The sequence below is a fragment of the Desulfosporosinus sp. genome (assembly GCF_014237355.1).
Lineage (GTDB): Bacteria > Bacillota > Desulfitobacteriia > Desulfitobacteriales > Desulfitobacteriaceae > Desulfosporosinus.
The window spans coordinates 126274-141720 of record NZ_JABZFS010000013.1; the positions used below are offsets into that span (position 1 = coordinate 126274).

At 41.3% G+C, this 15447-nt stretch carries 14 protein-coding genes; 1 reads left to right on the forward strand and 13 read right to left on the reverse strand.

Annotated features, from left to right (window positions below):
• The 8 genes from HGJ98_RS02580 to trxB form a co-directional block, all read right to left on the reverse strand.
• Entirely contained in the window at nt 1-795 is a 795-nt protein-coding gene (locus HGJ98_RS02580) for a LarC family nickel insertion protein (protein ID WP_291349432.1), read from the reverse strand.
• A 14-nt stretch (nt 796-809) separates the two neighbouring features.
• Nucleotides 810-1571 carry a nickel pincer cofactor biosynthesis protein LarB gene (larB, locus tag HGJ98_RS02585; RefSeq protein WP_291349434.1) on the reverse strand — a complete coding sequence of 254 codons (762 nt, stop codon included), beginning with the start codon at nt 1569-1571 and terminating at the stop codon, nt 810-812.
• Nucleotides 1572-1584: 13 nt separating this feature from the next.
• Nucleotides 1585-2397: an ATP-dependent sacrificial sulfur transferase LarE gene (larE, locus tag HGJ98_RS02590; protein WP_291349436.1), complete on the reverse strand. Its 813-nt coding sequence runs from the start codon at nt 2395-2397 to the stop codon at nt 1585-1587.
• A gap of 336 nt (nt 2398-2733) precedes the next feature.
• Entirely contained in the window at nt 2734-3015 is a 282-nt protein-coding gene (locus tag HGJ98_RS02595; protein WP_291349438.1) for a ferredoxin family protein, read from the reverse strand.
• The gene (locus tag HGJ98_RS02600) at nt 3012-4304 is read right to left on the reverse strand and encodes an FAD-dependent oxidoreductase (protein ID WP_291349440.1); all 1293 of its coding nucleotides are present in this window, start codon (nt 4302-4304) and stop codon (nt 3012-3014) included. Before HGJ98_RS02600 ends, HGJ98_RS02595 begins: the two co-directional genes overlap by 4 nt.
• A gap of 11 nt (nt 4305-4315) precedes the next feature.
• The gene (locus HGJ98_RS02605; protein ID WP_291349442.1) at nt 4316-5647 is read right to left on the reverse strand and encodes an FAD-binding protein; all 1332 of its coding nucleotides are present in this window, start codon (nt 5645-5647) and stop codon (nt 4316-4318) included.
• The gene (locus HGJ98_RS02610; protein ID WP_291349444.1) at nt 5647-6480 is read right to left on the reverse strand and encodes an electron transfer flavoprotein subunit beta/FixA family protein; all 834 of its coding nucleotides are present in this window, start codon (nt 6478-6480) and stop codon (nt 5647-5649) included. Before HGJ98_RS02610 ends, HGJ98_RS02605 begins: the two co-directional genes overlap by 1 nt.
• A gap of 160 nt (nt 6481-6640) precedes the next feature.
• The gene (trxB, locus tag HGJ98_RS02615; protein WP_291349446.1) at nt 6641-7558 is read right to left on the reverse strand and encodes a thioredoxin-disulfide reductase; all 918 of its coding nucleotides are present in this window, start codon (nt 7556-7558) and stop codon (nt 6641-6643) included.
• A gap of 171 nt (nt 7559-7729) precedes the next feature.
• Between trxB and HGJ98_RS02620 the strand changes: the two genes are divergently transcribed.
• Nucleotides 7730-10486 (forward strand): UPF0182 family protein, encoded by a 2757-nt coding sequence (locus tag HGJ98_RS02620; protein WP_291349448.1) that lies wholly within the window; start codon nt 7730-7732, stop codon nt 10484-10486.
• 170 nt (nt 10487-10656) lie between these two features.
• On the opposite strand, the gene HGJ98_RS02625 is transcribed toward HGJ98_RS02620, so the two are convergent.
• The 5 genes from HGJ98_RS02625 to HGJ98_RS02645 all read right to left on the reverse strand — a co-directional run bounded on the left by HGJ98_RS02625 (nt 10657) and on the right by HGJ98_RS02645 (nt 15368).
• Complete coding sequence (locus HGJ98_RS02625; protein ID WP_291349450.1) at nt 10657-11910, reverse strand: hypothetical protein; 1254 nt, start codon at nt 11908-11910, stop codon at nt 10657-10659.
• Nucleotides 11911-11990: 80 nt separating this feature from the next.
• Nucleotides 11991-12953: a phosphodiester glycosidase family protein gene (locus HGJ98_RS02630; protein WP_291349489.1), complete on the reverse strand. Its 963-nt coding sequence runs from the start codon at nt 12951-12953 to the stop codon at nt 11991-11993.
• Nucleotides 12954-13364: 411 nt separating this feature from the next.
• The gene (locus tag HGJ98_RS02635; RefSeq protein WP_291349452.1) at nt 13365-13775 is read right to left on the reverse strand and encodes an OsmC family protein; all 411 of its coding nucleotides are present in this window, start codon (nt 13773-13775) and stop codon (nt 13365-13367) included.
• A gap of 16 nt (nt 13776-13791) precedes the next feature.
• Complete coding sequence (locus tag HGJ98_RS02640; protein WP_291349454.1) at nt 13792-14442, reverse strand: hypothetical protein; 651 nt, start codon at nt 14440-14442, stop codon at nt 13792-13794.
• 218 nt (nt 14443-14660) lie between these two features.
• Nucleotides 14661-15368 (reverse strand): hypothetical protein, encoded by a 708-nt coding sequence (locus tag HGJ98_RS02645; RefSeq protein ID WP_291349456.1) that lies wholly within the window; start codon nt 15366-15368, stop codon nt 14661-14663.
• Nucleotides 15369-15447 lie beyond the last annotated feature (79 nt).

Genomic DNA, 15447 nt, shown 5'->3' on the forward strand with positions numbered 1-15447 from the left:
CTAAATATCTCCTAAAACCGCTCGCAATAAACTTGGAATGCCATAATCATTTTTTCCAGAACCGTATCCAACATTGATTAAATTCATCTCAGGAAACGTTGATTGTTCTGCTAAGGCACTCACGAGAGCAGCTCCGGTTGGAGTAATAAGTTCGCCAATTATTCCGGATTCACGAAATTTATACCCTTTTAAAAGCATAAGTGTAGCAGGTGCCGGGAGTGGTAATGTTCCATGAGCACACTTCACAAAACCATGAGACCAAGGTAGAATAGGCACCTTTATTGTATCAATATCCAGGTGATCTAAAGCAATGCACGTCCCTACGATATCAACAAGGGAATCAACTGCTCCAACTTCGTGGAAGTGAACCTCTTCGAGGGTCGTTCCATGAACGTGGGCCTCTGCTTCAGCCAAAACATTAAAAACCTTGAGGGCATTGTTTCTGGAACGTTCAGATAAATTTCCACTTAAGATCATCGTCTGAATATCCGAAAGACGGCGTTTTCGTTTATGATGAGGGGCAGGGTCATGCTTATGATTATGCGCATGTTTAGTATTATGAGCGTGGTGCTCAGGTTCGTGATGATGATCTAACGATTCAGTAAGAACAACATTAATGTCTGTAGCCTGAATACCGTGGACTTGCCGTTTATGAACCTCGAGCACAAATTCGGTTAATCCCATTGAGTGAAGTTCATTAACAATAATTTCAGGATCAACACCTAGGGCAATCAATGATCCGAGAGCCATGTCACCGCTGATTCCAGCAAAGGTATCCCAATATAAAACGCTCAAATAAATACTCCTCTCTACCGATCTTTTATTATGCGGCGTACTATGGCAGAGGCTAAGGAAGCTGCCCCAAAACCATTATCAATGTTAACAACACCGATTCCTGAGGCACAGCTGTTTAACATGCTAAGTAATGCTGCTAGACCTTGAAAGTGGGCACCATACCCCACGCTGGTAGGTACTGCAATAACTGGTTGCTCGACAAGGCCTCCGACCACGCTGGCTAAGGCACCTTCCATTCCTGCAACGACAATGATTACGTCTGCCTGATCCATAAGTTCTCGTTGTCCTAGCAGCCTATGTATTCCTGCTACCCCAACGTCAAATAAAGTATCGACTTCATGCCCCATATATCGAGCAGTCAGCCAGGCTTCTTGAGCTACTGGTAGATCTGCGGTGCCGGCCGTCATAATAAGAATCCTACCCGGAATTGTAGGCTCAGCAAGGGGCCTGAGAAGAAGGCAGTGAGCCTGTCGATCATAATAAGCCTCTGGGAAGTGAGGCAGAATCACTTCTGCCGTCGGATAGTCAAGCCTTGTAGCCAAGACATTTTGAGCCTTGGTCCCTAAGTGTTTTAAGATTGAAATAATATGATCAGGTTGTTTACCTTGACAGAAAATAACTTCTGACTGCCCTGTTCTCAGTGCACGATGATGATCTAAGCGAGCAAAGTCTAAGTTTTCATAGGGTAGGTCCTTTAACTCCTGAAGCGCTTTATCTGGGGAACAGGAACCTTGTTGAACAGATTCAAGAAGGGCTCTAATGGTCTCTTCATTCATATATTTCCTCCTGTTAAGCCGGATTGAGACTCCCTGAACGCAGTCCCATTAAGTCCAAAGTAACAAATCGAAAACCCAATTTTAACAAGTGAGTTGTGATTTCAGTATGTTCTTGAACTAATCTCGAAAAATATTCGATAGGAATTTCAATTCGTGCAATTTCTCCATGAACTCTAACTCGACATTCTATGTATCCTTTTTCATGAAGCAGGGCTTCGGCTTGTTCAATACGCTGAAGTAAATCTATGGTGATGGAATCTCCATATGGAATTCTAGATGCGAGACAAGCCATAGAAGGTTTGTTCCAAGTGGATAGCTGCCGACGTTTTGATAAGGTGCGGATTTCAGCTTTTGTAAGTCCCACTTCCTGAAGTGGGCTAATAACACCTAACTCTTGGAGAGCAATGCGGCCCGGGCGATAGTCTTGAGTGTCTGAAGCATTTGTTCCCTCGATCACTATAGAGTTATCGAGAAGTTTAGCATATTCGACAAATGTCTGGAAGAGTCTCTTCTTACAATAATAGCAGCGATTGGGGGGATTATTTCGAAACTCTTCAAGGGCTAAGATGTCTATATCAAGTATGTCAACCTGGAAATTATGAAGTTCGATTAAGGCTAACGCCTCCTTTTCTTCCTCGAGAGATATCATTGGCCCACGGGCAAAAACCGCTTTGCAATTTTCCCCTAAGGATTCTTGGGCAGCTGCCAAAAGGTACGTAGAATCTACTCCGCCGGAAAAGGCCACTAAGACCTGCTTCAAAGATTTAAGTCTTTTTATTAGTTGGATTTCTTTTTCTTTAGCCTCTTCTAGTTGAATATTATCCATGCTAGCTTAATCCCTTCCTTCGTCTCTATTCTACCTATTGTAGAAATGACTGTCAAAGAAACTTTGTTAAGAAAAAGCTACGCGTCTTTTTACTATACATATCTTTACTATGAAAGCAACTCAAGGGCTATGTCATCCTTAAGGAGGTACGACTGATGGATCTAGATCCTTCGCTGCGCTCAGGATGACATGAGTGAAAGAGGACCCTAAAGTTATACTTTTAATTGCTCCTACAACGAAGCTGAGTAATATAGAAAGAGAGCAGAGGAGATTATTAGCTCGCTCTGCTCTCTCAGTAATACAATTTTCTAAATGAAGTAAGGTGATTTCACATGCTTACCCATTCTTCCAAGAGACTCCAAAGCCGCCTCTCGGGTACTTCCAGTCGATATTGCCAAAGGGACAACCAATGAGGCAGGTACCACACTCAAGGCATCCTTCGTACCCTACAGCAATGCGTTTTTCTTCTTCGTCCCAATCATAAACATGGGCTGGGCAAATACGGGTACAAGGTTTATCTTGACACTGGTGCAAGCATACATTAGGGTCATTGATCTTAATATGGCTTAGTTTATCCGTGTTGAAGCGCACTAAATAAAGCTTATCATCTAATTTCATAAGAGCGCCCTCCATGCTCCATAAATATCTTTGATTATCCCGCCTTTAGAACGGTTTTCGAAGGCCATCTTAATAATTTCCTTTTGACGCTCCTTCTTAGGGGTCCCATCGGCTGTCAGATACATCTTAGCAGCTTTATTGAATAACTTAGGGTACACTTTTAAGAGATGGGGTTTTTCTTCAAAGAACTTACCCATATGACGATAATGGTGAAGGTCTTTTAAGACGAAGGAATCACGCAAACGGGTTTCATACACTGACATAGCATGGTCGCTGACATCACCAGCTTTAATGGCCTGAGCAGCAACTTCTCCTGCAATTTTACCAGATATCATAGCAAGGTTAGAGCCTTCTCTATTCAACGAATTCATAAGCATCGCCGTATCTCCAACCACCATCACGCCTTGGCGATGAAGCTTGGGCACCTGAGTATATCCACCTTCAGGAATCAGGTGGGACAAGTATTCTTTAATTTCCCCACCTTGAAGAAGCCGTTTCACATAGGGTTTTGATTTAAGATTTTCGAGGAGATCATTTGGTGTCCAATTATTGCGGATAAATGGTTGAAGGATGGCACCAACCCCAATTGATATAGACTCCTTATTGGTATAGATAAAACCTACACCCATCATTCCTGCTGTTGAATCTCCATATAATTCAATGGTTGCTCCCTGTCCTTCTTCAAGACAAAAACGATCCTCGATTTTTTCTTTAGGCAGTGCAATGACTTCTTTTGCGGTGACCGCCACAGATTCTGGTCGTAAGGGTTTGGCAAGTCCCGCTTTTACGGCTATAAAATTATTAACCCCTTCAGCAATAATTACGACCTTTGCTCCCAGGTCCCCTTCAGCACGACCGGTTCGGACTCCCACAACGTCGTCGCCTTTATATAATAGATCTTCGACGATAGTTTCTGGAATAATCATAACTCCGGCTTTTTCCGCTTGTTGGGCAAGCCAACGATCAAATTTAACTCGAAAGATTGAATGCGCATTATAAGGTTCGGTACCCCAGGCCGGATCTCGGTACCCAGCCATGATGGACTCATCACCGCTTAACATAGCGATACGTTGTTCAATAATTGGACGTTCTAGGGGTGCTTCTTTCCAAAACTCTGGCACAACCATGTCAGTAGCTTTTGTATAGAGAATACCTCCCATTACGTTTTTGGTTCCTGGATAATCACCGCGCTCGATGACGACAGTTTTCATACCGGCTTGTGCAGCACTGATCGCGGCAGACAGGCCAGCAGGACCACCACCGATGATTATTACATCAAAGTTTTCCATGTTTGCCCTCCTTAATTTGCCACGCCATGCTGAAGGCGTTTTTTAAACTCTGCAGTCAATGCAGGAACTATTTGAAAAAGGTCTCCGACTATTCCGTAATTAGCAACTTTATGGATCGCTGCTTCCGGGTCATTGTTAATCGCAATAATGAAATCCGATGTTTCCATGCCTACGAGATGCTGTATAGCGCCGGAAATTCCAATAGCTATATAGACCTTAGGCCGAACTGTTACCCCAGATTGCCCCACTTGTTGATCATGATTAAGCCAACCTGCTTCTACCGCTCCACGTGATCCAGCTAAGGTTGCACCTAAGACATCCGCTAATTCTTCAGCAATTGCCATGTTCCTTTTAGCAGCAAGACCTAAGCCAACGGCAACAATAATTTCTGCCTTATCTAAGAATGCACTTTTAGCATCAGTATTGATAAACTCAAGGACTTTCGTACGGAAATCACTTTCGCTAAGGGTAAATTCCTCCTGAATTAATTCTCCCTCACGTCCATCGACACGTTCCGGCATTGCCATAACTCTTGGACGTACCGTCGCCATTTGTGGACGACGAGTGCGACAAAGAATGGTTGCCATAATGTTTCCGCCAAAGGCAGGTCGAGTTTGTTGTAGAAGCTTTGTTTCTGGATCGATACCAAGGACTGTACAGTCTGCCGTAAGTCCAGTTTGCAATTTTGTTGCGATTGCTGGAAAAACATCTCGCCCCATGGAGGTAGCGCCCATTAAAACAATCTCAGGTTGATACTTTTGAACCAGGCTGGTTATTGCTTCTGCATAGGGTTCAGTCCGGTAATCCTTAAGAATGGGATTATCGATTACATAGACTTTTTCAGCCCCGTATGCAAAGGCTTCCGGAATAACGCTGTCGATCTGATGGCCAGTGATTACTCCGCTGAGCCCGCATCCAATCGCATCGGCTAGTTTTCGCCCTTCACCCAACAGTTCCCAAGATACCGGAGCTACTTTGCCATTCGTATATTCAATAATAACCCAAACTCCACTCCATACATCTCCACCTGCAACAGGTGTTACTTGAGCACGGATTGTCTTTTTATCGTTATCTTGGGCGTAGTCTTTAATAGCATCTGGTTGTGGATCATTAATGTTGAATTCTGAACCTGCTTTTGGATCAAGTTCTTCTTTAGCTTTTGGGGATTGATTGGGTATTGCCAGTGCATTCGTCGGACAAACAAGGACACATTTGCCGTGATCTTCACATTTGCTCGGATCCACCACTGCCAGCCCATCGATAAGGTCAAGCGCTTCCACTGGACATTCCACAACGCAAGCGCCGCACCCAATACATTTTGTCTTATCAACAGCTACGGTCATTATCTCTTTCCTCCCTTCGCCAGGGGATTAACCATGATTATATTCGATTGAAATAGTTTTTGTACGACGGTTGCGGCTATTGAAGCAGGATCTTTCGTCGCATCAAAAATTTCTCCGCCGCTGCGGCCGGGAGGTGCGAAAATCCTAGAGACACTGGTGGGTGATCCCTTTAAACCCATTTGTTTGACATCAAAGGGAAGGGTCTTGGCATCCCACACTTCAGGTTCATAGGCTGCTGCTTTCATCATATTAGGAAGAGATGCGTAACGCAAATCGTTAAGTTCTTTCTCTACTGTCAGTAAGGCAGGGAGCTGGGCTTGAACTATTTGTCGTCCGCTCTCTGTTTTGCGTTCTACGGTTACGGTTGTATCAGTGAGCTCTCTTACTTTTATTGCATAAGTCAATTGAGGGAATCCAAGGCGTTGAGCTATTCCTGGGCCCGTTTGGGCAGTATCTCCATCAATTGCTTCTTTGCCTGCAAAGACTAGGTCAATGGGTTCAGTTTCATGAATCTTTTGCAGGGCCATGGAGAGTATGTACGCAGTGGCCAAGGAATCTGAACCACCAAAAGCACGATCACTCAGGAGAATTGCACGATCAGCACCGTAAGTCATTGCTTTCTTGAGTGCTTCTTTGGCTTGCGGAGGACCCATAGAAACGATGGTAACTTTCCCTCCCATCTTTTCTTTAAGGCGAATTGCTTCCTCTAGACCATGCGCATCGTAGGGGTTAATAATAGATGGTACGCCCTCTCTCATGAGGGTATTAGTAACTGGATCAATACGCACTTCAGATGTATCCGGAACTTGCTTTAGGCAGACCACGAAGTTCACAAAAATTCCCTCCTTTATATTGTAATTTTCTAAACTTTTTATAAATTACAAATCTGTATACACAAATAGTTTAGTTCAAAAACGACAAATTTTCAAGGTATTATTCGATTATTAGGATAATCTGTAGAAACTCGTAGAATCGAATAATAATTTATGGGCTTTACTTGTCATTTTCCGATAGATATTTTTCCACTTCTACCGCGGCTAAGGCACCATCTCCTACAGCGGTCGCTACTTGACGCAAGGGAGTGTTGCGAATATCTCCGGCAGCATATACACCTTTGATATTCGTTTCTAAAAGGTGATTGGTTATAATATATCCACGGTCATCCGTCTCAAGCTCTCCATGCAGGAATTGGGCATTAGGATCAGTTCCTACGTATATAAACACCCCATCCGCAGGGATTTCTCTGCTTACTCCACTAAGTACTTCAAGGATTCGAACTCCTTCAACATGATTAGAACCTAAAATTTCCTCGACAACCGCATTCAGTTCGAAACGGATTTTTGGATTTTCCTTAGCTCGATTCAAAGCGATCTGAGAAGCACGAAAACCCGTTCTTCGATGGACTATTGTTACTTCTTCTGCAAATTTAGTTAGGTATGCTCCTTCCTCGATAGCAGCATCCCCCCCACCGACAACGACAACTTTTTTACCTTTAAAAAAGGCACCATCGCAGGTTGCACAATAGGATACTCCACTACCTCGAAATTTATCTTCACCTGGGACTCCCAATAACCGAGGTTTAGATCCGGCGGTGATTATGATAGAACGTGCTTCTAGGACTTGACTGTCCGTGTGGATTTTTTTAATGTCATTATTAAGTTCAAACTTTTGAACCTCCCCAAAAATAAACTCAACCCCGAAGGTCATGGCTTGCTTATAAAACAAGTCCATTAGTTCGTATCCATTGATACCATTGGGGAATCCAGGATAGTTTTCAATGTTCTCCGTTGAAGCCGCCTGGCCACCGGGCATTGCCAATTCAACAATAGCAGTTTTGAGACCACCCCTTGCAGCATATATTCCAGCTGTTAGACCTGCAGGACCAGCACCGATAATAAGAACGTCATACATGACTTTCAACCCCTCTTACCCATTATTTATACCCCTTAAGGGTATTGTGTACTTTGATAGTATACCATAGTTTATCCAGAAGTAAAAAAGAAAACAACTAAATTAATGGAGGGATTTTCATTTGTTGGGAAGAATATAATATTATTGGTTCTGTAGAAGGAGGAATAATTCTTGCATCGTTTTGTCAAATTACTGATTGGCTTTATTGTATTAGTTACATTTTTTACCGCCTCAAGTGGTCTATATGAGGATTGGTTATGGTTCAGTGATCTGGGGTATTCTCAATTATTCTGGACTCCCTTACTAAGTAAAGTGCTTTTTCAAGCAGTCAATGGAACCATCCTCTTTCTCTTTATCGCTGGTACCTTATTATCTATTCGTCATGCTATTGTGACCTATGTTAACGAACGGTTACGACTCCGTTTACGGCTAGTACAAGATATGAACCGCCCTGTCCTAAAACTCAGTCAACGTAGAGTAACGATATGGTTACTAATTATTTCGGCCGTTGTCAGCTTCGGCATTAGTTTTGTGGCTGGGTTCACAGGCTGGTTAGATATTTTAGCCTTTGCTAATGCCACTCAGTTTAATCAAGTGGATCCGATTTTTGGTAAGAACTTAGCGTTTTACTTCTTCCAACTTCCTTTCTTAAATACCCTATTTGATTCTTTCTTTGGTCCCCTGTTTTTACTCACCTTGTTTACCATAATCTTCTACATTGTTACCGGTGTTATTCGCTTTCATTCGAGGAAGCTTTGGCAAGATGGTTCCGTTTCAATGAGCATCAGTTGTCGGAAGCACTTAGCCTTCCTAATCGGAATCCTCTTTGCATTAAAAGCCTATGGTTATTACTTAGACATTTTTCAATTGCTGTATTCTACTCACGGACACGTCGTTGGTGCCGGCTACACAGACTTAAATGCTACACTCCCCGCACTGAAGCTATTAATCGTTATCAGTGTACTAGGATCTATTTTAGCTTTTATTTCACTTATTTATCGAGATTCACGTTTATTGACCCTTCCTGTTATTGGGAACATTGTTATCGGTATCTTAGTCTCTAGCATTATACCCGGGCTTATTCAATCATTCCTAGTTATCCCCAATGAACTTAGCAAAGAGCAACAGTATATTCGACACGAGATACAGCTTACTCGCTTTGGCTATAGTTTAGATAATATTAGAGAAGTAGATTATCCAGGAAATACACCTCTTACAACAGAAGCTTTAAAAATGGATCAAGGAACACTTGATAATATTAGGCTTAACGATGCTCGTCCTATGTTACAGACTTATAACCAGAAGCAGGGCATCCGACTTTACTATAAATTCAACGATATTGATACGGACCGGTATGTGATTAACGGTGAAGTTCGGCAAGTTATGATGGCCCCTCGAGAAATTTCAACTCCGGATTTGGATTCTAAAGCAAAAACCTTTGTTAATATGCGCTTTAAGTATACCCACGGTTTCGGGGCATCAGCTTCATTTGCTAACGCCGTCACCTCGGAGGGACTACCTTCCTTTGCGATAAAAGACGTTCCTCCCCAGAGTGAGTTTTCAGAGTTCAGGCTGACAGAGCCAAGGATCTATTACGGTGAACTAACAAACGACTGGGTTGTTGCCAATACAACAGTTAAAGAATTTGATTATCCACTAGGAAACTCAAATGCTGAAAATTCTTACCGCGGTAAAACTGGAATCCCCTTAACTCCACTTAACAAGCTAATGCTTTCTCTGCATCATGGTACCCCTCGTTTTTATCTTGCAGATGAAGTGACCCCTGCTAGCAAAATGCTTGTGTATCGAAATATCAATGAACGTGTTCAAAAGCTAGCACCATTTCTAACCTATGATATTGATCCTTATATGGTTATTAATGCTGGCCGAATAAAGTGGATTATTGACGCCTATACAACTTCAGATGCCCTTCCCTATTCACATTTGGATCCTAATCAGGAATTTAACTACATTCGGAACTCAGTAAAAGTAATTATTGATGCTTATGACGGAACCGTTGACTTTTATGTAGTTGATCCCAACGATCCAATTTTAAAAACGTACATGAAAATATTTCCGGGTGTTTTTAAGGATGCCAATAGCATACCCCCCAGTCTAAAGGGCCATCTCCGATATCCAGAAACACTTTTCAGTATTCAAAGTAATATGCTTAAGAACTTCCATATGACAAATTCCTCAGTTTTTTATAACAAAGAAGATTCTTGGGATATTGCTAAAGAACTCTTTGATACAAAACCTCAAAATGTAGATCCCTATTACACCATTATGAAGCTTCCGGGTGAAGATACACCTGAGTTCGTACTAATGCTTCCCTTTACACCAGCATCTAGTGCTACTAATACACGAAACAATATGATTGCTTGGATGGCAGCACGAATGGATGGAGAGCATTATGGTGAGCTAATACTTTTCAAATTGCCTAAGAATATTGAAATTGACGGGCCATTGCAAATCGAGTCCCGGATAGATCAAGACCCGAAAATCTCCGAACAGCTTTCCTTATGGGATCAGAAAGGTTCACGAGTTATCCGCGGGAATCTCCTTGCCCTTCCAATAGGCGGAAACTTTCTTTATGTTGAACCTATCTATTTACAATCGGATAAAGGTGGTAGTATTCCAGAGATGAAAAGGGTTATCCTTGCTTATCAAGATCGTTTAGTCATGACTGAAACTTTAGGATTAGCCCTAACTCAACTCTTTGGCGAAGGAGCACCCCAACCGACAACCCCTGGTCAAGGTATCCCACTTCCTGAGCCTGCTCCCCAAGCTAAACTTGCCTCGGAGCAAGATCCTCAAATTATCACATCCATTATAGATCAGATGAATCAAATTCGTACGTTGCTCGATGATCTAGAAACCCAACTGAAAGGATTGCAAACTAACCCTAGTGAAACGCCCTTAGAGTAAAATGCACTTACAATCAAATACATCTTCCCGGCACGACAGTAGGGGCAATTCGTGAACTGCCCCCTCAATCCTAAGAACTTGCCCTTTCCTTCATCAGTGGTGCCGTTAAGCGGCATGGGGGTCTTGAGAGCATAAAAAAGAACGCCTACGACGTTCTTTTTTATTTCTAATTAATTGCCTTTTGCCTGAAGGGGTAATAATTCTACGTGAGTTGATGTTCCAGATCTATTCAGTCGAATAAGCTCAGAACCATCATCAGAGATATAGTTTTCGTCTCCCAGGAGTTCGAGCTCTTCAAGTTGGCCATTAGTGATGAGATAAGCAGTTGTTTGACTATAGATTACTACCTGACCGTTAAAACCAATGAGAGTCCTCACATCTTCAAAAGGTATTGAACCTTCCCACTCTGTTTGCAAAGAGGGGTTATTCTTCATTTCTGAATGATCCTGTGTCGTTTTGATCTTAATTAGTTGGTTGTTTTTAACTTCACCTATATACACTTTGCCATCTCTGACTCCTAAAACCTTATCATTCGTATTCTTCGAAATAACTTGACGATTTCCGACACCTAAAGATATGACTTGTTTGTTGCCATTTAATTTACTATTTATAAAAAGAGTTCCATAGCGATCAGAGGCAGCCATACCATTAATCGTTTCCCCAGTTCGATTCAGCGTACGAACATTCTTCATAACGTCAATTTCCATGAGTACATCTGTCGATCCGTTTTTAATGGCGAGGTAAATAAGATTGGTGGTGGTTGAAACAACTAATGATTTAACTTGACCATCTGCTGGGAATTCGTGAATAGTTTGATTAAAACGATCATCTGGGGGAATGTTCTCATCACTATTGGGGAGTTCAAGGGTATACAGTTCTGTAATTTGTGGATTACCATACCGGGCTACAGTTTTAGTCTTAGGAACTGCCTTCTGTTCAACTTTTTGATCTTGGTTATCCGGTTTTTGGTTGGGATCTTCTGTTTCTGGATCTGTTGAAGAAATAGACTGTGACTGAGATGATTCAACGGGTACAGTAATATAAGTTACCGGATTGGGATTTTTCTTGGCATAAAAGTAGACTAAGGTATCTCGATCAGGCAGCCATTGATAGGAGATAACACCCTTGGATTGATCATTTCCAGGGGGATTCTTTACAAAAACAATTTTTTCTTTTTTAAGGTTGAATACTTTAAGTGTGCCATTTTCTGAATAAGCTAAGTAATCCTTAGCATAGGAGATTTGAATATTCTCGAGGTTAGAACCTGGTATAGTTGCTTCAAGTTCCTCTGTAATGGGCCTCTTGGATTCAGTAACTGGCCCTAACACTTTGGCTACCTGTTTGTCTAAAAGGGAGTAGGCTCCCAATTGCAGCAAAAGTGAGATTAATGTCCAAACTAATATAATACGCAATGTCTTCCTCATGCGTTACTTCTCCTCCAGTTCTAAACACCACATCCTAAGTGGGGTCCATGTAGACACGAGTGTATCTGAGTGATTTCATTCTAAGGGGTAACAACAAAAGCCGTTGGGATATAGCGTTCACCAAAAATATTCCACAGCTTATTCATGACTTTACCATCATAGACGAGTTCTGATGAAGAACCGCCATCCAGATTTATAGCATTAACTGCGTCATAATCAGCAAAAACATTCATGAGATCGCGCAAGGTTGCTCCGATACTCCAAGTGGGTTGACGTCCGTCAATAACTACAAAAATAACGGTTCCATCTGCCTTTTGGCCAATACCTGTCCGTGGGGCAATTCCCCATCCGCCATCTCCAGTAATCATAGGTTTACCATCAACGATTAAATTGGGTTCGAAGGTAACCGCTTCGCGGATGTTTTTTTCTACTAATTGCTTCGCATTCATTTTACCAAGAATGAGTTTCCCTTGGTCATTAAATCCGACAATATTTACAGCTTTATCCCCTACATTGTTGTGGACTATTTCCCCATCTTTAACTGTTAAACCGTCGGGAAAAGCTCCGTTTCCTTTACCATTAGGATCGTAGAACCCGCCGGCGTTAATCCCGGCAATTGCACCCATACCTTTGACTAGATCACTAACCCGTTCCCCTGTAACTCCTATTTCCTTAGTAACGGCTAATTTTACGCGTTTCGGATCTTTAATTAACACTACTTTACCTTTAAAGCTTCGTCCTTGGATATCTTCGATTGTTATTCCGGAAGTCTTATCTGTAATGACTTCTTTACGGCCTAAATCTAAGCCGTCAAACCCACTTGCATTATTAGAATTCATAATACGACTAATTTCTTCTTGAGAAAGAAACGCCTCTACAACTTGCGGATGCCGTGATGTGGCTACTGCACCAACAGCAACAGTCTTTAATGACTCAAAGGGGCCCCAAAACAATATAAATGGAACTAGTATACCTGCAAAAATGATATTATACATAAGAAATCCCAAAATTCTTTTAATCTTAATTCTATTCTTTTTTCTCAATTTCCTCATTGAGCATTCTCTCCTTTGTGAATGATAAAAAGTACACAATATAAGAAAAACGCCACGCGTCTTTTTAATATGCATGTCTTTGCTATGAAAGCAACTCAAGGGCTATGTCATCCTGAATGAGGTACGACTGAAGGATCTAGATCCTTCGCTGCGCTCAGGATGACATGAGTGAAAGCGGACCCTAAAAATACTTTCTGACACTACAAAAAAATAAGTCGCAGTTTGCGCGAGTGATGCGACCACGACTCCAATGTATAGGTTTAATTTTTCGACGTTCTTAGTATAACAAAACATGTATATTCTATCAAGGATTGTCTGTAAACAGTCTGGTGATATTTTTTATTAAAAAGAACCGACTTAAAAAGACGGTTCTACAAGACGACTCTTTTTCCTGTAATACTTCTACATAATCTCAATTCGATATGTTAAATCTGCTGCTTTATCAATCATGTTAGCAACACTACAATATTTTTCCATAGAAAGTTGAACTGCGCGCTCTAGTTTATCTTTAGGCAGTGCTTCACCCCAAAATTTATACACTACTTCAATATCTCTAAATACTCGCGGATGGTCATTAGCTCTTTCTCCTTCTACAGTTGTTTCGAAACGTTGAAACTTGACTTGCATTTTGTCAAGAATTGTAACAATATCCATTCCGCTACATCCCGCTATAGTCATTAGTAACAGTTCCATTGGATTAGTTCCATGCCCTGTTCCTCCAGCCGTTACACTAGTATCCATATTTGTTAAAACTTTTGCACTACCCTCACCTTGAAAATGCATTCCCCTTATATGCTTGACAGATACTTTCATTAATGCCACTCCTTCCTTACTTTGCAACGACGTCGAGTTGATCTTCTTCAGTACTAAACTCTTGTTCTTGAATAATAAGGGACTGACCACGTAAAGGTGTATCTAATCTCAATGGGAATATTAGAATAATCAAAGCGAGTCCACCGATGGCTAGAGATAGAGATTGTAACGATAATATGGAAAACGTTAATGGAACTAGTTTAGCTGAAGTGCCAATCGAATAACTAAAAGGCTGCACAAGTTCTAAGTTTGCCTTTTGTCGATTTTCTAAGGAACTATTGGATCCAGTACTGTTATGGATCCAAACTGGTTTCCTTTCAAGATCAACAGAATTAATTAACTGACTACCCATTTCATAAAATGGATCTATTGAAGAAATATAGATAAAACCCTTTGTCGTATATATCTTATCTAATTCTACTGGTGAACCAGTAATAGCTGCTTTCGTATAGGTTCTTTCAATTCTTAGAATATCTTCCTGTCCAATGTTTACTGGCCCATTATCTGTGATAATCGAATATAAGTGACGATCGATTAATTCGATATTTGTTACATGAACCTTTAACAAACGTACTCCAAGCATTGACATTAGTATTACGACTAGACTAATAATTATTATAGCTCCGGTTATCCGTTCACGATCTATCTGTCCTTGTTTAAATAACACTGTTACACGTCCTTTACTCTACAATCAAATTAACTTAATATTTCTTACCTATAGTTTACCCACAAATCACATTGTACTATAAATAATTTAGTCTAACAAATATATAATCAACTAACCCTCTGAGGGAAGGCGTTTTCACCTTCCCTCAGAGGGTTATCTTATTTTCCTGAGGATTTAATGCAATTTCTAATCATTCTATGATTCTGCTAGAAAGAAAATTATGAGCTAAAGTGTTTTCCAAATTTAGTTAGCAATTGCAGAAGATCGTTCGGGGTAAAAGTAAGAGGAGTATTATTGGTCGAGGTGTCCGGTTTTGTCAATGGCCTTGATCCCGTTGTTTCAGGCGGGACAACGGACCTGACAAAAATCGTAGCTAACAGACCCACAATTAGGAGCGGAAGTGCTCCTCGAAGTCCAGGAAAGGTGAATATGGGGAAAATAATCTCGACAATAGGTGTATAGGGCTTATTCGAAAAGTTTCCAATTATATATATTGCTATTACAATGGGGGTTTCAGGTAGTTGAGGAGTCCGAAAGCCTCTATCTTCTAATAGTCCAGTGGGTGCCTCACTAACCGCATTAACAAGTCCATTACTACCATTAGGAATACTACTTAAGTTAGAAGAATTCGCTCCGTTGTTCATCCATCTCAAGAAGTCTTGAAGCTCAGAAAGAGGTAACTGTACAGTTTGATTATTCTTCAAGTCAAGAGCAGGGACGCTTCTGACACCAAAAAAATGGTGTGCAATTAATAGTATAATTTGAGCCCCTATAACCACTGCGGAGGATTGAAATACATTTCCGGTTAGGAGTGGTTGAGTAAAAATTAATGCGGAACTACCTGCTACTGAACTGATGGGAGCAAAAAGCTCAACTCCCAACACCATAGATTCTCCGCAATTGATACCAGGCTGATTCCCGGACATTTCCACCCCTCCCTCAATACAATATATGGGAAGGAGCAGCTTCGTGTACCTGTTAGTTTCCCGAGAAGATTGTTCTCTT